The organism is Synechococcus sp. 1G10, from assembly GCF_002252625.1.
Lineage (GTDB): Bacteria > Cyanobacteriota > Cyanobacteriia > PCC-6307 > Cyanobiaceae > Regnicoccus_A.
This window is the reverse complement of record NZ_NQKW01000013.1, coordinates 61,637-77,472: the sequence shown is the minus strand read 5'-3', so window position 1 is coordinate 77,472 and position 15,836 is coordinate 61,637. Positions and strand designations below refer to the sequence as shown.

Genomic DNA, 15,836 nt, shown 5'->3' with positions numbered 1-15,836 from the left:
CTCAGGACGGCAGCACTCAACCTGCTCCGACTGGCTGGATTTCAGTCGATTCGAGCCGCATGCAGGCCGTAACTCACGACATCACGGCGCTACTGGCCCTGAGGGGAAGAAGGCCTTGGGCTTGCTCTGACCCACGAGCTCGCCAAAAATCGCTGCTGTTACAAGCTCTTGGGCAAATACGTGGCCGTCCGTGAAGAAACTGCGCGCTGATCTATGCGCAACAGGCTCCTAGCCAAGAGAATTCTTGGATGATGAGATCGCCATAAACGTTGATAGCTTTGCTCCAGTGAGATAACAAGAAAGGCTTATCATCGTCAAGCAAGATGAGGTGAAGACGAATAAGTTGCTCAGCTTGCTACTAATTGATATTCCTGCGTTCATCACGAAGGGCAGAAGCATTCCGGCGGATGCAAGCACCAGCAGGCCGGCGAGCTGGAATAACATGTTGGTGCCAGCGTAGGTTTTGAGCCAGTTACAGAAGCGGCTGAGCCTGCTACTGCCCCGATAGACGTAGAAATGCTCAAACAAGATTCGGGTAGTAATATAATCCGATGCAAGGACCAAGGCGGTCATGAAAGCAAAGCTAGCAATCAGCAGGGTGTTTGGCCCCGTGAACGGCTTGAGATCTGCGGCAAAGCTAATTACTGCTCCGAGAGAAATAGCCAGAAATATGTTGGCCAGGGGCAGAAATGCATATCTTGGACTGAAGGACAGCATGAAGCGCAGGTGCCTCCAGCCATCCCTCCAGGTGCGTAAATGGGGGCTGCGGCGTGGATGGTCGGGCATCAAGGAAGTAGGCACCTCCGCAATCCGCAGTCGCTTCAAGCTTGCCTTGATCACCATTTCTGAGGCGAACTCCATGCCCAGGCAGCTGAGGCCGAGCTGCTCGATCGCTTCCTTGCGAAAGCACCGCAGTCCGCAGTGAAAATCCCCGATACGGATGCCGAAGAACAACCTCCCCAGCCCGCTAAGCACCGGATTGCCGAGATAACGGTGCAGGAAGGGCATGGCCCCATGTGCAATGGAACCCTGAAACCTGTTGCCGATCACCAGGTCATCGCCATGCTGCAGCCTTTGCAGAAAGCGTGGTGCCTCGCGGAAGCAGTAGGTACCATCTGCATCCCCCATCATGATGAACGCTCCTCTGCTGGCTTGGATGCCAGCCCTGAGTGCGGAACCGTAGCCACGCACGGCCACAGCGATTACTTGAGCGCCTAGTTGCTGGGCAATCAGCTGTGAGCCATCAGTGCTGCCATTATCAGCCACGATAATTTCATAACTTAATCCGGAGGTCTGCCCACCTATGTGACAATCTTCTAGAACTGACTTCAGCCCAAGCACTTCATTAAGGCAAGGAATGACGAAGCTGACTTTAATCGCGCTGGATACCTCCGCATTTGTGGTTGTCATTCTGTGCGGCAGTGCTTTTTAAGCATGATCACAATCGGACGGCGCGCGGCGAGTGAAAACTGATCAGGAGTCTGACGAGGAATGCCGTGGTGATTGGTGAGAGTAGGACTAGATAGCGGTCGGCGCGAAAACTGGTGATCTCCAAGGCCGTAAACAAGAGAAGCTGGATTCCCAGATAGCCTCCCAGCAGTAGATTTCCACTGTAAGCCTGGCACCAGGCGCATAACCCTGAATTTAAACGATGACCTGCCTGGTGGAAGCGGTGCTTAGAAAGCCTGGCGACGCTTCGCCAGGTGAGGCCAATCAGCAGGAGGAGTGCCATGCTGCTGCGCATCATCACCCCAAGCGAGAAGGTGAGTTGGAGGATCCTTCGGCTTTCCACAGCCTGCGCCTTGGTCGTGGGCTGGATGGCCAGCCGTTGCCAATGGGGGGGAAGGTATCGCTCATCGATGGGCTCCACGGCCCATGGCCGGATACCGACAGCCAACGGGTCAAAAAGCCCGTGAACCTTGCGGATCCCTGCGGTAATCCACAGCTGAGGCGCAAAATCTTTGCCACGCGCCCAGGATAAGGGGAAGTAACCCATGGATCTTCGGCGACAGTCGAACGTTTTCGGATGGTTGCGACAGAGAGTGCCAATTTCTTGCTGCAACTGGAAGGAGAAGACTTGGAATGCTCGGGCATCATGGCTGGGATGGACCAGCTGCATCGCATCGCGGAGGGCCCACATCAGCCAGCCACCACCATACTCGCCGCACATAAGTTTGTTCTGGCGGCATCCGAACAACTTCCACTTCGGATCCAGCGCACCAAGCAGCTGGTTGAGCTGGCTGTTCGGTTCAGCCAAGCGAATCGCTTCGAGCACCTCATGGCGGATCGGAACAAAGGGCTTGCTGGCCAGCCCTATCAGATTGATCGAGACAAGCTTCTCGTATAAGCGCTTGAACTGCCCTTCCTCGAAGTCATTGCTGATCGGTGCGTTGTAGACACGGGCGTTCCACAGTCGCAGGGTGGTGAGAGGCAGCAGGAACAGAAACAGCGCCGCCGCCAAGCTCAGGGCCACCTGCAGCCAGCGTTGACGGTCACGCAGAGGCCACTGACCAAGGACCCAGAGCATCAACAGCACAGCCTCCACTAGCAGGATGACCAGACGAGCCTCCCGGCTGATCAGCAGTAGCCCCAGTGCCGCTGAGGAGGCGATCAGTAAGGGCAATGATCGGGTTACTCGGCTCTGATGGTGCCATCGCTGAGCTGGGATGGATGGGGACAATGAATCAAGTGCTGCTACCGCCAGCCCCAAGGCGAGAAGAGAAAGCGGAATGAAGCTGGCCTCTCGAGTGAAGCGCGAGCCCGGCAGGGTGACCATCCATGGATCCAAAAGCAGCATCACCAGGGCCGCCCATCGCCAGCCCGCTCGCTGCGGTGGCAGCGCCAGTGTGCAGAACAGAAAGGCGGCCAGAGCATAAAATGCCCGCAGGGCCAGCGACACTGACTCCCCTGTATGCATCCATGTAGCCATTAGCAGCGCATGTAGAGGCCCCTTGGCCAGGGTAAGATGAGTGAATTGAATACCCAACCAGTGGCCCTCGAATAGCTGGTTCGCCTGACGCACGAAGAGATCATCGTCGTAGAGGCTGCCAGGCCGAACTGCGAAGGGGATGGTGCCCACCAGCGCCACATACAGACCACAGCAGCTCAGTCCGCCGATCCACCATCTACGGTCCGTGCACACGCGCTTCGCCAATGTGCTCATGGTTTGATCACTCCGTGGCTTGGATTAGATGTTGACTTTAGGAAGCTCTAGGAACCTGTTGCGCTTAGGAGTTTGCTGAAAAACTCGGCCAGCTCTGCGATATTGGAGTTAATGCTCAGTCGTTGATGTGAGGTCAACAGGAGCGTAGGGGCTCCCTGTTGTCCTATGTGTCGATCGAGGAGCGGATTCCGACCAGCCATCTGCTGCTGCGGATCCGGAAATTGGCGGAACAGGCTCTTCATCGGCTCAAGCCCACCTTCTGTGCGCTGTATGCCTCAAAAGGCCGGCCATCAGTGCCCCCCAGAGTTCTCCTAGTCTAGGCTAGCTGTTTCAGTCATTCTACGGGATCCGTCCGAGCGGTTGCTGCTGGAGCAGCTGCACTACAACCTACTGTTTCGCTGGTTGGCCGCGTCCCTTCGCGTGGTGTAAATTCCGAGGTCCGATTGCCCTGATCTGAGGGTGCAAAGGAGTGAATGAAGTGCTGTCATCCGCGAAGCGCATGTGTACCTCGTTTTGTCACGATGAATCCAGACGATTGACTTATCAAGTCTTTCGTCTGGATTATCGATCGGTTGTGGGCTACGCCTGCAATCTTGGTCGTGACCTCCGCTGTGCCGGCCCCCAGGTGATCGCCGCCGCTGTGCCCTGTGGGGTCGCTACGGCGCGGTCACCTGGGGCCTGAGTTCAGGCCGCTGCTGCCTGCAGGGAGGGCTGCGCAGGCAGCTCCTCCAGCGAGGGGATGGCGGCCATGCTGTCTGCGGAGAACATGCGCTGGCCCTCGAGCTGCCAGTGCTCGTCCTGCTCCAACAGCACAGCCCCCACAGGCGAGTGATCGAGGCGTCATTCGGGAAGATGCCGACCACCCGAGTGCGGCGTTTGATCTCCTCATTGAGGCGCTCGAGCAGGTTGGTGCTCCAAGCCTTTTTCCAGTGTTGAGGAGGGAAGTGACGGAAGGCGAGCACGTCTTCCCGGGCGTGCAGCATGAGTTCAGCCGCCTTGGGGAAGCGCTCCACCAGTGAGCTGGCCAGGTCGTCGCAGCGGGCCTGGATTTCGTCCGTTTTCTCCTGGGCGAACACCGAGCGCAACGCAGCGGTGACCATGCCTTGGTGGGACTTGGGCACCCGTTGGAGCAGATTTCTGGCGAAATGGACCCGGCAGCGCTGCCAGCAGCTGCCCTGCAGCATCCGCCGGATCGGCATTGGTGAGGCCCACGTACGCATCGCTGATCACGAGCTTTACCTCAGTGAGGCCGCACTCTTTGAGCCAGCCTTCGCGACTACGTGACGCGGCGTATGCGCATGAGCCACATCGACCAGCCGCTGATGCTCATGGAACTGCTGGGCCACTGATTTGCCAAGCAACAGCCCGCCCCGCCCCAGTGCAGGACTTCGCCTGCAGGATCCTCTGCGATGACGTTACCCAGATCGATGACTCACCGGCAACGGCATCACCACCTCCGCCAGTGGGGTGTACAGCCTTATTGGCGCAGGCGAGCTGAGCGACGCCGAGCGCGATGAGCTGCTGCAGCTCTGCCGCCAGCCCCTGGACGCCTTCCGCGCCCAGCCCGATCAGTCGCTCCATCAAGTACCGCGTGCTCACCCGGGCCCGGGGCCGCGGCGAATGCTGCGGCGCGCACGAGCACCAGTACGCCCTGGCCAAGGCCCTCACCAAGCTGGACCGCTACGCCCTGCTCGTCATCGACGACATCGGCTACGTGCGCAAGGACGAGGCCGAGATCTCGGTGCTCTTTGAACTGGTGATGCACCGCTACGAACGGAAATCCCTGCTGGTCACCTCCAACCAGCCGTTCAGTGAGTGGGAGCACGTCTTCTCGACCAGCGCCATGACGGTGGCAGCGGTGGACCGGCTGGTGGATCACAGCACGATCATCCAGATCAATGGAGAGAGCTACCGCCGCAAGCGGGCACGACGCACAGGCCGACCTGTGGCTGGCTGACTGGGCGTCCGGACCAGGCGTCAATTACCCGCCAACCGCCCCCACACCCCGGGCGCGAGCTGCCGGTGACGAGCTCCGCTGCAGCAATCGGGTAGAGGCTGAGCAGGGGCACCGGCCAACCGGATTGACGCCGCCGGATGCCGATCAAGGCACCCCAGCCGTGCTCCGACTTCTGGACTGAGGGTGACTCAGTTTTCGTGTCTTCTCCCCCCTGCCATCGCAGGGGGGAGAAGACGGGAGGAACCCGCCTACGTAATTGACGCGCCGCCTACGTAGTTGACATCGGGCATGCTGTCCGTGAAATCAGCGCCGCCTACGCCCAAGCTGGATCTCCACTTCAGGCGTTGACCCATCTCGCCCCTGCCGTGCCGGTGCTGCATTTGTATGCTCAGCCGGAGGATCCTGGCTACCTCGCTGCACACCAGGCGTTCGCAGCGAATCATCCTTGGTTCACGTTGTCGAAGTTGGATGCACGCAGCCACTTTTCCACGTTTGAGGTGGCTGATAAGATTGCAGTCGCCATCGAACAGCTTGTGCTCCAAGAGCTTGTTGCTTGAGGCGTTTTCAGCAGAAGATATCAGCATCGCCTAACATCAAGACCCAGCGGCATTGGCCAAGGATGACTGTTGAATGCATGGGCTACTTCCAGCCGCTGATCTTGAGCGTTGGACAGGCCACAGAGCCACGAATCAAAGGTGAGCGAGTGGGCCTGCCGACCTTCTGCGAATTCTTGAGCATGGACTCATAGCTTGCTCTCTAGATCCTGTGGGCTGGCAGAACGGCATGTCCAAAGCTTCTCGCAGGCGTATTCGGGGTGATAGTCCGCGTTATATCCGCCTCAGCTTTCAAGCGGATTGAGCACACCGGGCAGCCGCCCACGGGCCAGCTGCTGTTTCGGGTCGAACTGGGCTTTGACCACCTCGATCATGGGCCTGGAGGGCACGTCCTCCCAGGCCGGCAGCTGGTTGGTGCCTGGCGGCTGCTGCAGCACGGTGAGCACCCCGCCGCGGGCCACGCAGCTTCGCCGCAGTTCCTCCACCCGGTAAGCGGGCAGGTCGGATCCAGCCCAGCTGTCGCCGAGGCCGCTGCCGGCGCCCAGAACCACCGGCAGGTCACGCAGCACCCGCTCCGCCAGCAGAGCACTGGTCTGGGCAGGGAGGGTCCCCAGGCGCAGCAGCCAGCCGTCGGGCTGCGGACGGCCGAGGGCTACTGCCCGAAGGGCTTCCAGCCTCTCCGGATCCAGGGGCTGGCCCCGCAATCCCAGCTGCTCCGCCCGGCTGCGGATCTCCAGGCACTGGGCCCGCAGGGCGGCATCGCTGACGCTGGCCAGACCCAGCAGCAGGGCGTGCTGGGGATCAGCTCCGGCCTGGGCGGCCAGAGTCGGGCTCCACCAGTCGATCAACTCGGGGGTGAGGCTGGAGCGCAGCAGCCAGCGGCGCAGTTCATCGAGCGGCTCGAGCTCCCCCTGCAGCAGCAGGCCCCGCCGCTCAGGCGGCTGGGGGCTGGTGCGCAGGGTCAGCTCTGTGATCAGGCCGAGGGACCCCCAGCTGCCCGTGAACAGCCTCATCAGGTCGTAGCCGGCCACGTTCTTGACCACCTTGCCGCCGGCGTGAGCCGCCACCCCGTCGGCCCGCAGCAGGCCGATGCCGATCAGTTGGTCGCGGACACCCAGATAGCGCTGGCGCAGGCCCCCGGCCAGGCCACGGGCCACCAGACCCCCCACCGTGCCGGCCCCATTGCCGTCAGCATCGCTGCCCCAGGGCCAGTCGATGGTGAGCCACTGGTTCTCTCGCCGCAGGGCCTCCTGCAGTTCCCGCAGCGGGGTGCCCGCCTCCACCGTCACCGTGAAATCCCCGACGGCGTGGTCGAGGATGCGGTTCAGCCGCTGGCTGCTCACCACCGTGCTGGTCTCCTGCACCGGTGGCCCCCAGTGCAGGCGGCTGCCGCTGCCGGCGGGCAGCCAGGGAGTGCCATCCGCGTGCAGTGCCTGCACGAGATCAGCCAGATCGTGGGGCTCGGGGGTGATCACGGCACGATGGTGCCATGGCCCCCTGGCCCTCCCCCGCCTCCACCTGCTTGAAGATCATCGTCCTGGATGACGACCCCACCGGATCCCAGTCTGTGCACGGCTGTCCGCTGCTTCTGCGCTGGGATCCGGCCACCCTCAAGCGGGCCCTGCTCGACCCCTCCCCCCTGCTGTTTCTGCTCAGCGACACCCGGGCGCTGGAGCCCGAACAGGCGGTGGAGCGGGTGACCTCCATCTGCCGGTCGCTGCGAGCGGTCCTGGGCGAGCCCTCTGGCGAATCCGGCCCTGGCTCCTGGCTGCTGGTGAGCCGAGGGGATTCCACCCTGCGGGGCCACTTTCCCCTGGAGATCGATCGGATCGAGGCAGAACTCGGCCCCTTCGATGCCACCTTGCTGGTGCCCGCCTTTCTGGAGGGAGGTCGCACCACGGTGGATGGGGTGCACCTGCTCCACGGCGAGCCGGTGCATCGCTCGGCCTTCGCTGCCGATGCCCGTTTCGGCTATCCCACCAGCGATCTGCCCGCCTGGGTGGAGCACAAGAGCGGTGGCGAGCGCCTGGCCGAGTCGGTGCAGCAGATATCCCTGGCGGAGCTCGAGCCTCAAGGCGAGCAGGCCCTGGTGGAGCGCCTGCTCGCCTTGAGTGGCAACCCGCTGGTGGTCGTGAATGCGCAGCGGCCCGAGCAGCTCGAGGTCCTGGCGCGGGCCGTGCGGGCGGTGCTGCCCGCCAGGCGGCTACTGGTCCAGTCGGCGGCGAGCCTGCTCCAGGCCCTGGCCGCTCTGCCGCCCCAGCCGCTGCCGCCCGCCTCCCTGGCCCGCCTGCGCCGTGGCGCGGCCCCTGGCGCGGTGCTGGTGGGATCCCATGTGCCCCTGAGCAACCAGCAGCTGCAGCTGCTGCTGGTTGAACCCGCCTGCGCCGGGGTGGAGCTGCCGGTGGAGCGGGTGCTCAAGACGATCCGGCGCCTGGGGCCTGAGTCGGCCGATCTGGCTGATCAGGCCCTCGAACCGCTCCGGGAGGAGCTGCTGGAGCGGCTGGGGAGCGCCTGGCTGTCCGGGCGGACGCCGGTGCTGTTCAGCAGCCGGGGCGAGCGGTCGTGCCGCAACGCCGGCGAGCGGCAGCGGTTGTCGCTCACCCTGGCGGGGCTGATGGCCCGACTCGCCGCCGGGCTGCCGCCCGAGCTCAGCTACCTGATCAGCAAGGGCGGCACCACCAGCCAGACCCTGCTGCGCGATGGACTGGCCCTGGCTGCGGTGCGGCTGGAGGGGCAGCTGCTGCCGGGCCTCTCGCTGCTGCGCCTGCCCGCCGACCATGACCTCTTCCCGCAGCTGCCCCTGCTCACCATGCCGGGCAACCTGGGCGTCGCAGAAACCCTTCGCCAGGCCTGGTGGCTGATGGAGTCTGCCGGCCGCGATGGCTCAGGCGGCTGAGGAGGAGCTTCAGGAGCCGGTGGCGCTGCGCATCAGCAGCTCCACCGGATGGGCCACGGGGATCGCGCGGGCCGTGGTTTCCATGTGCTGGCGGATCTGCAGGGTGCAGCCGATGTTGGCGCTCACGGCCAGATCGGCGCCGCTGCCGCTGAGATCGGCGGCCTTGATCCGGCCCAGTTCAGCGGCTTCATCAGGCTGCACCAGGTTGTAGATGCCGGCGCTCCCGCAGCACACGCCCGCCTCCACCGCCTCGACGATCCGCACGTGGGGGATCTGGCGCAGCAGCTCTCGCGGCTGCTGGCTCAGCCCCTGGCCGTGCAGCATGTGGCAAGCATCGTGGTAGGCCAGGCGCAGGGGGCGCTCGGCGCTGGCGGGGGTGCCATCTCCGTGGCGCAGGGGCTGGAGCCGGTCCACGAAGCTGGAGCTGAGCCCGACGCGGTGCAGGAACTCCTGGATGTCGGCCACCTGGCCGGCGAAGGCGCTGCCCCGGCTGGCCCAGCCAGGTTCCTCGGCCAGGATCGCGTCGAGTTGCTTGAGGGTGTGGCCGCAGCCGGAGGCCGCCACCAGAACCGCATCGAGGGGTTCAGGGCCGGCCGCGCGCCCTGGACCGATCACGGCCTCGAAGCGGCTGAGCAGATCCTTGCTAAGGGCCCGGGTCTGCTCCAGTTCCCCCTGGTGGTGGGTCATGGCACCGCAGCAGTTCTGCTCGGGGGGGATCACCACCTCGATGCCGTTGGCGCTGAGCAGCTCGATTGCCGCACGGTTCACCGCCGGGTCGAACAGCCGCTGCACGCAGCCGGTGACCAGGCCCACCCGGTAGCGGCGATCGCCCTGGGCCGGGATCAGCACCGGTGCGGATGGCTGGAAGGCATCAGGTTGCAGCGCCGGCAGCAGCCGCTCCATCGCCTCCAGCTGGGGCCCCAGCAGGCGGGTGAGCCCGCTGCGGCGAGCGAAGGTCTGCAGGGGGGTGCCCGCGTAGAGCCGCAGGGGTCGCAGCAGCGCCCGCAGGCGTGTGGGGTAGGGCAGGAGCTGGAACAGCAAAGACCGGAAGCTGCGTTGCCAGGGGGAACGCAGCTCCGGAGCATTCAGCCGGGGCCGGGTGGCGGCGATCAGCTCGTCGTAGCGCACCCCCGAAGGGCAGGCCGAGACGCAGGCCAGGCAGCCCAGGCAACTGTCGAAATGGCTGGCCACGGTGGCATCCAGCGCCAGCTCGCCACGCTCGATTGCCTTGAGCATGTGGATCCGACCTCGGGGCGAATCCATCTCGCTGCCCAGCACCCGGTAGCTGGCACAGCTCGGCAGGCAGAAGCCGCAGTGGATGCAGGGGTCGGTGGCGAGTGTGCTGGCTGTGCGCAGGAAGGGATGGTCGGGCTGAGTGACGGTCATCGCTGGGGGCCGTGGCGCTGGAGCCGGTGCTCAGGCATCGAAGTGGTCGATCACCGCCTCGGCGAAGCCGGAGCAGCTCACAGGCTCAACCCGAGGTTCCATCAGTCTGGCGAGGTCGTAGGTGACCTGGCCGTTGACGATTGCGGCGCTGATGCCGTGGGTGATCAGATCGGCGGCTTCCTGCCAACCCATGAATTCGAGCATCATCACGCCGCTCAGGATCACCGAGCCGGGGTTGATGCGGTCGAGGCCGGCGTGCTTGGGTGCCGTGCCATGGGTGGCCTCGAATATCGCTGCGTGATCCCCGATGTTGGCCCCCGGCGCCATGCCCAGGCCGCCCACCACCGCGGCGGCGGCATCGGAGATGTAGTCGCCGTTGAGGTTGAGGGTGCAGAGCACCGAATACTCCTGGGGCCGGGTCTGGATCTGCTGGAAGATGCTGTCGGCGATGCGGTCATCGACCAGCACCATTGATTTCCACTTGCCGTAGCCGTGGCTCTCGCCGATGGCGGCCAGCACCTCCTTCACCTCGGTATCCACCGCCGCTTTCTTCTCGGGGGTGAGGCTGTCGTAGCCGGGTTCGATCAGGCGGGCGTTGTCTTCGACGCTGAGGCCGTGGTTGCGGGCGAGGTTGTCGAGGATCCAGCTCTCCCGCTCGGTCACGCAGTCGTCGCGGAATTCACTGGTGGCCACCTCATAGCCCCAGTCACGGAAGGCCCCCTCCGTGAATTTCATGATGTTGCCCTTGTGCACCAGGGTCACGTGGCGCTTGGCGCCTTCGAGCTTCATGGCGTGCTGGATCGCCTTGCGCACATGGCGCTGGGTGCCGGCCTTGCTCACCGGCTTGATGCCAATGCCGGATCCCTCCGGGATGCGGCGCTGGCCCAGCTTGCCGTTGGCGGGGATCACCACGTCGTTGAGGTGGGCGATCAGCTCCACACACACCGGATCCGTGGCCTCCCACTCGATCCCCATGTAGATGTCTTCGGTGTTCTCCCGGTACACCACCACGTCGAGATCCTGGGGCCGCTTGTGGGGGCTGGGGGTGCCGGTGTAATACCTGCAGGGGCGCACGCAGCAGTAGAGGTCGAAGATCTGGCGCAGGGCCACGTTGAGCGAGCGGATGCCGCCACCGATCGGTGTGGTGAGCGGTCCCTTGATCGCCACGCCGTACTGCTCGATGGCGGTCAGCGTGTCCTGGGGCAAGTACTGATAAGTGCCGTAGATCTCGCAGGCTTCATCGCCGGCGAACACCTTGAACCACTCGATGCGGCGCTCGCCCCCGTAGGCCTTGGCCACCGCCGCATCAAGCACCCGCTGCGTGGCGGGCCAGATGTCCACCCCGGTGCCGTCGCCACGGATGAAGGGAATGATCGGGTCGTTGGGCACCACCGGCAGGCCGTTCTCGAAGCGGATGGCGCTGCCCGTGGTGGGCGGGGTCAGCTGGTCGTAGGCGGGGGCTGGGGTGGACGCCATCGGCGGCAGGTCATGCGAGGTGAATCCGGATGAGGACGGGTGGCCCGTGGTCATCCGCCGACCACGTCTCGCAGCGGCCTTCGGCACACTGCAGCATTGGTTCGGTTGGGCGAGCCTAAGTTCAGCCCATCCGCACGTCTGCTCAGGGGAAACGCCATGAATGCGGCAGACCTGGCCCGCAGTCCGGAGATGGCCCAGGCCATCGCCTCCGCGGCAGGCCTGTTCAGGCGCCATTTCCCCGATGCCAAAGCCAACCTCACCCCCTGGCGCGACGACCCCGACACCCGGCGTTTCGCCGAGGAGGAGTCGGTGGATCTGGCCTTTCATTTCCCGGGCTGGAGCCCGCGCCTGCAATGCCGCAGCCTGCTGATGCAGCTGCGCCTGGCCGCAGCGCCTGCCCCGGCTCAGGGACCGCCCCGGTTGCTGGGCGTGGTGCTCAGCGGTGTGACCTTTCAGGGGGAGCAGTGGCGGCTGGCCACGGTGGGCGACTGGCGTCCCAGCGGGCCCAATCTGCCCCAGGCCGAGGTGGTAGAGAAGCTGCAGCAGGTCTGTCGGGAGCTGTTCACCCTGCTGGCCCGCGACCCGGATCAGCAGGACCAGGCCGCTTAAACCTTCGCAACCAACGCGAGACTCTCACCGCCCATCAGCCCTACGTTGACGGTCCGTACAAACAGCACCCCGCTGAGATGGCTGTCGATCTGGCGTCCCAACTGCGCGAAGGCACCAAGAAAGCGCACACGATGGCCGAGAACACCGGCTTCGTGACCTGCTTCCTGAAGGGAGTGGTCGACAAGATCAGCTACCGCAAGCTGGTGGCCGACCTCTATTTCGTCTACAGCGCGATGGAGGAGGAGATCGGCAAGCTCAAGGGCCACCCTGTCGTGGGGCCGATCGCCAGCGATGCCCTCAACCGGCGTGCCGCCCTTGAGGCCGACCTGGCCTTCTACTTCGGATCCGACTGGCGTCAGCAGGTGAGCCCCACCCCCGGCGCCAAGGCCTACGTGGCCCGCCTGCATCAGGTGGCGGCCGACTCACCCGAGCTGCTGGTGGGCCACCACTACACCCGCTACATCGGTGATCTCTCAGGCGGGCAGATCCTCAAGAACATCGCCCAGAAAGCGATGAATCTGGGTGACCACGATGGTCTGCGCTTCTATGAGTTCGATGCCATCCCCGATGAGAAGGCATTCAAGGCGAACTACCGGATCAGCCTTGATCAGCTGCCGATCGATCAGGCCATGGCCGATCGCATCGTGGCGGAGGCCAACCATGCCTTCCACCTCAACATGGTGATGTTCCAGGAGCTGGAAGGAAATCTGGTGGCGGCCATCGGCAAGGTGCTGTTCGGCTTCCTCACACGCCGTCAGCGCACCGGCAGCACCGAGGTGGTCGCCGCCTGAGCTCCGCCCCGGTCATGGCCTGAGCCAGAGTCGTTGGCGATCGAGCCGGCTCCCTTGCGTCCACTCCGATTTCTGGTGCCCGGCACCACTGGCCGCTTCCGCTGCGGCGGCCTGCAGGTGGAATTGCAGACGGCCCGCCTGACGGCCGCGCTGGTGCCCACCGAGGTGGTCACCTATCGCCAGCGGCAGCCGGACCACCCCTTCCTGGGCGATCTGCTGCGCCACGAGCCGGCGCCGGGCTCGGCCCTCTGGATCGTGAGCTGGGGCTTCGACGTGCCGAAGCTGCTGGGCCAGCTGAGGGGTCGGCCGGTGGCCTACCACGCCCACAGCAGCGGCTACGGCTTTGAACTGCCCCCAGGTGTGCCCGTGCTGGCCGTGAGCCGCAACACCCTGGGCTACTGGGGCGATCGGGCTCCCCGCAACCCACTGTTCCTGGTGCCCAATGCCCTTGAACCCCATTGGATCGACCGCGGCCTTGAGCGCGACATCGACGTGCTGGTGCAGGCGCGCAAGACCAGTGCCTACGTGCTTGAGACCCTGGTGCCGGCCCTGCGGCGACGGGGATTGCGGGTGTACGTACAGCAAGGTTGGGTGGACGACCTCGTGGATCTGTTCAACCGCAGCCGTGTGGTTCTCTACGACTCCGCCGATTACTGGCGCGGCCGCGGTGTGAGCGAGGGCTTCGGGCTGCCGCCCCTGGAGGCGATGGCCTGCCGTTGCGTGGTGTTCAGCAGCCTCAACCATGCCCTGGCCGACTTCCTCGATCCGGGGCGGCTTGGCCATCAGATCGGTTGCGGCACCCTGGAGTCCGACCTGGAGCGGATCAGTGCGGCGGCGCTGGATCCCCAGGCCTGGCGGGCCGAGCCGCAGCGGTTGGCGTCGTTGCTGGAGGCCTGCGGTGAACCTGAGCTGTTGCGGCGCTGGGCCGAGGCGCTGGGGCTGATCGATCAGCACTGGGATCGTCTCCTGGGCCTGAGTCCAGGGGGCTCGTCAGGCTCGGGCGAGCCGCCGCTGAGCTCGCTTCCTCCCTGGCGCCTTCGCTGGCAGCAGCGCATGGGGCGCTTGCAGGGCTGGCTGTCCCGCTGACCCTGGTCGGATTCAGTCACATACCGTCAATGCTGAATGGGCTCGGCTGCGCTGGGATCTCCGCTTCGATCGATGCCGCGTATGCGCAGCAGAACGGTGTCCCAGCTGCGCAGCCTGCTGGCTTACCTGCCGCCGGAGCGCCTGCGTGCCCTGACGGTGCTGCTGCCCCTCTCGATCATTCCCGGCCTGATCGACCTGGCCACCGTGGCGATGGTGGGCCGGCTGATGGGGGCGCTGGTGGGCAGCAAGCTTCCGAACACCCTCCCGGGGGTCAAGGTCTTCGGGGGCAACCCGGTTGATCAGAGCCTCTGGTTGATCCTGCTGCTGATCGTTCTCTCCTGGGTGGGCTCCTTCTCCAAGGTGGGCCTGCAGTTCTTCCAGCAGCGCCTCACCGCCAAGATCTGGATCGATCTATGCAACCTGATTCATTCCAGGGTGCTGGCCCAGAGCTATGAATTCCATCTCTCCAAGAGCACAGCAAAGCTTTCCACCCTGTTACTGAGTCATATCAAGAAGACCTCCAATTCGGTGGTCAATCCCTTGCTGCGCATGGTGGGCAGCATCTTCTCGATCCTTCTGCTGTCCTTCGGGATGCTGGTGGTGGGCCGCTGGCTGGCTGTGATCCTGATCAGTTCCCTGGTAGGGGCCTATCTCACCTTGTCGCTGGTGATCACCCCCTACCTGCGCCATGCCTCGAAGCAGAAACTTCGCCTGGAGTCACGCAGCGCCCACATCCTGATGGAGTCGCTGGGATCTATCCGCGACATCCGTCTCACTGGTGCCGAGGGTTATTTCCGCGACTCCTTCGTCTCGACCGGCGAGAAGGCCAAGCAATACTCCTGGGCCTCCGAGCTGCTGCCCACCCTGCCGAGGATGCTGATCGAGCCGTTCGGTATCACTCTGATCTTTGCGGTGGGGGCCGTGCCGGCCCTGCTCAGCGGCGATAGCGACCGCATCATCCAGATCATTCCCTTCCTCACCACCCTCGCGGTGGTGGCCCTGCGGCTCACTCCGCCACTGCAGGATTTCTTCTCGGCACTCACCCAGCTGCGCGGTGGTCTGCCTGTGATGGAGAAGACCCTCGAATACCTGAACCTGCCCCCTGAGCGGCCCACCCTGCAGACCCCCGGTGTGCCCAGCCCTGAGGGCATCTTCCCCACCCGCACGATCCGTCTGCGCGACGCCTGGTACAGCTATCCGGGCAGCCATGAGCCTGTTCTGCGCGGGGTGAGCCTCTCGATTCCGGTGGGCTCCCGCATCGCCCTGGTGGGCTCCACCGGCAGCGGCAAGACCACGACTGCCCACCTGCTGCTTGGTCTGCTCAACCCTGAACCGGGCTGCCTGGAACTCGACGGCATTCCCGTCAGCGATCTGGATGTGCCTGCCTGGCAGGCCTGCTGCGCCCAGGTTCCGCAGTTCATCAACCTGCTTGACGCCAGCATTCTCGAGAACGTTGCCTTCGGTCTGCCCGAGATGACCGTTGACACGGACGAGGTCTGGGATGCCCTGCACGCCGCCCAGCTGGCGGAATTCGTCAGTGAGATGCCCTACGGGCTGCACACGCCTGTGGGGGAGAACGGTCTCCAGCTCTCCGGCGGCCAGCGTCAGCGTCTGGCCCTGGCGAGGGCCTTCTTCCGCCGGGCCCGCTTCCTGCTGCTCGATGAGGCCACCAGCGCCCTCGACAACCGCACCGAGAACGAGGTGATCGAGGCTCTGGAGGTGGTGGGCCGCCGCTGCACCACCGTGGTGATCGCCCACCGGCTCAGCACCGTGATGCGTTGTGATCGAATCTACGAATTCGAGGCTGGGCGGATCAAGGCCTCCGGTACCTTCGAGGAGCTGCAGCAGCGGTCGGAGACCTTCAGGGATCTCGCCTCTCTGGAACGCAAGCTGGTCAGTTGACGCCCTTCTCCTTCCC

Annotated in this window: 13 protein-coding genes and 1 pseudogene; 8 read left to right on the top strand and 6 right to left on the bottom strand. The window is 64.5% G+C overall.

Annotation, left to right across the window (positions count from 1 at the left end; translation table 11 throughout):
* Positions 1–228: 228 nt before the first annotated feature.
* A complete protein-coding gene (locus CJZ82_RS11905; protein ID WP_094555990.1) occupies positions 229–1,410 on the bottom strand; it encodes a glycosyltransferase family 2 protein in 1,182 nt (393 codons plus the stop codon).
* Positions 1,411–1,438: 28 nt separating this feature from the next.
* Positions 1,439–3,163: a hypothetical protein gene (locus tag CJZ82_RS11900; protein WP_143593653.1), complete on the bottom strand. Its 1,725-nt coding sequence runs from the start codon at positions 3,161–3,163 to the stop codon at positions 1,439–1,441.
* Between the two features lie 155 nt (positions 3,164–3,318).
* Between CJZ82_RS11900 and CJZ82_RS11895 the strand changes: the two are divergent.
* A pseudogene (locus tag CJZ82_RS11895) lies at positions 3,319–3,565 on the top strand (transposase); the annotation flags it as partial.
* A 254-nt stretch (positions 3,566–3,819) separates the two neighbouring features.
* On the opposite strand, the gene CJZ82_RS11890 reads toward CJZ82_RS11895, so the two are convergent.
* Complete coding sequence (locus tag CJZ82_RS11890; RefSeq protein WP_233130219.1) at positions 3,820–4,347, bottom strand: transposase; 528 nt, start codon at positions 4,345–4,347, stop codon at positions 3,820–3,822.
* 329 nt (positions 4,348–4,676) lie between these two features.
* Between CJZ82_RS11890 and CJZ82_RS19015 the strand changes: the two genes are divergently transcribed.
* Positions 4,677–5,120 carry an ATP-binding protein gene (locus tag CJZ82_RS19015; protein WP_094555988.1) on the top strand — a complete coding sequence of 148 codons (444 nt, stop codon included), beginning with the start codon at positions 4,677–4,679 and terminating at the stop codon, positions 5,118–5,120.
* A 344-nt stretch (positions 5,121–5,464) separates the two neighbouring features.
* Positions 5,465–5,677 (top strand): hypothetical protein, encoded by a 213-nt coding sequence (locus CJZ82_RS17935; RefSeq protein WP_143593652.1) that lies wholly within the window; start codon positions 5,465–5,467, stop codon positions 5,675–5,677.
* A gap of 281 nt (positions 5,678–5,958) precedes the next feature.
* On the opposite strand, the gene CJZ82_RS11875 is transcribed toward CJZ82_RS17935, so the two are convergent.
* Entirely contained in the window at positions 5,959–7,149 is a 1,191-nt protein-coding gene (locus CJZ82_RS11875; RefSeq protein WP_094555986.1) for an FAD-binding oxidoreductase, read from the bottom strand.
* Positions 7,150–7,196: 47 nt separating this feature from the next.
* Here CJZ82_RS11875 and CJZ82_RS11870 point away from each other — a divergent pair, with 47 nt between their 5' ends.
* On the top strand, positions 7,197–8,570 hold the full coding sequence (locus CJZ82_RS11870; protein ID WP_233130218.1) for a four-carbon acid sugar kinase family protein: 1,374 nt from the start codon (positions 7,197–7,199) through the stop codon (positions 8,568–8,570).
* 9 nt (positions 8,571–8,579) lie between these two features.
* Here CJZ82_RS11870 and CJZ82_RS11865 read toward each other — a convergent pair whose 3' ends face one another.
* Complete coding sequence (locus CJZ82_RS11865) at positions 8,580–9,956, bottom strand: (Fe-S)-binding protein (protein ID WP_094555984.1); 1,377 nt, start codon at positions 9,954–9,956, stop codon at positions 8,580–8,582.
* 30 nt (positions 9,957–9,986) lie between these two features.
* Complete coding sequence (locus CJZ82_RS11860) at positions 9,987–11,432, bottom strand: NADP-dependent isocitrate dehydrogenase (protein ID WP_094555983.1); 1,446 nt, start codon at positions 11,430–11,432, stop codon at positions 9,987–9,989.
* 156 nt (positions 11,433–11,588) lie between these two features.
* Here CJZ82_RS11860 and CJZ82_RS11855 point away from each other — a divergent pair, with 156 nt between their 5' ends.
* From CJZ82_RS11855 to CJZ82_RS11840, 4 genes are all read left to right on the top strand, one after another.
* Positions 11,589–12,041: a hypothetical protein gene (locus CJZ82_RS11855; protein ID WP_094555982.1), complete on the top strand. Its 453-nt coding sequence runs from the start codon at positions 11,589–11,591 to the stop codon at positions 12,039–12,041.
* A gap of 77 nt (positions 12,042–12,118) precedes the next feature.
* The gene (locus CJZ82_RS11850) at positions 12,119–12,832 is read left to right on the top strand and encodes a heme oxygenase (biliverdin-producing) (RefSeq protein ID WP_094555981.1); all 714 of its coding nucleotides are present in this window, start codon (positions 12,119–12,121) and stop codon (positions 12,830–12,832) included.
* 54 nt (positions 12,833–12,886) lie between these two features.
* Positions 12,887–13,918, top strand: a complete 1,032-nt coding sequence (locus tag CJZ82_RS11845; protein ID WP_094555998.1) for a glycosyltransferase — start codon at positions 12,887–12,889, stop codon at positions 13,916–13,918.
* A 72-nt stretch (positions 13,919–13,990) separates the two neighbouring features.
* Positions 13,991–15,820 carry an ABC transporter ATP-binding protein gene (locus CJZ82_RS11840; protein ID WP_369820056.1) on the top strand — a complete coding sequence of 610 codons (1,830 nt, stop codon included), beginning with the start codon at positions 13,991–13,993 and terminating at the stop codon, positions 15,818–15,820.
* Positions 15,821–15,836: the final 16 nt, after the last annotated feature.

Bases quoted from the DNA above. Each gene is read 5' to 3' on its own strand.
- CJZ82_RS11905 (WP_094555990.1), bottom strand. From the start codon at position 1,410: ATGACAACCACAAATGCGGAGGTATCCAGCGCGATTAAAGTCAGCTTC.
- CJZ82_RS11900 (WP_143593653.1), bottom strand. From the start codon at position 3,163: ATGAGCACATTGGCGAAGCGCGTGTGCACGGACCGTAGATGGTGGATC.
- CJZ82_RS11890 (WP_233130219.1), bottom strand. From the start codon at position 4,347: ATGCTGCAGGGCAGCTGCTGGCAGCGCTGCCGGGTCCATTTCGCCAGA.
- CJZ82_RS19015 (WP_094555988.1), top strand. From the start codon at position 4,677: ATGAGCTGCTGCAGCTCTGCCGCCAGCCCCTGGACGCCTTCCGCGCCC.
- CJZ82_RS11865 (WP_094555984.1), bottom strand. From the start codon at position 9,956: ATGACCGTCACTCAGCCCGACCATCCCTTCCTGCGCACAGCCAGCACA.
- CJZ82_RS11860 (WP_094555983.1), bottom strand. From the start codon at position 11,432: ATGGCGTCCACCCCAGCCCCCGCCTACGACCAGCTGACCCCGCCCACC.
- CJZ82_RS11855 (WP_094555982.1), top strand. From the start codon at position 11,589: ATGAATGCGGCAGACCTGGCCCGCAGTCCGGAGATGGCCCAGGCCATC.
- CJZ82_RS11850 (WP_094555981.1), top strand. From the start codon at position 12,119: ATGGCTGTCGATCTGGCGTCCCAACTGCGCGAAGGCACCAAGAAAGCG.
- CJZ82_RS11840 (WP_369820056.1), top strand. From the start codon at position 13,991: ATGCCGCGTATGCGCAGCAGAACGGTGTCCCAGCTGCGCAGCCTGCTG.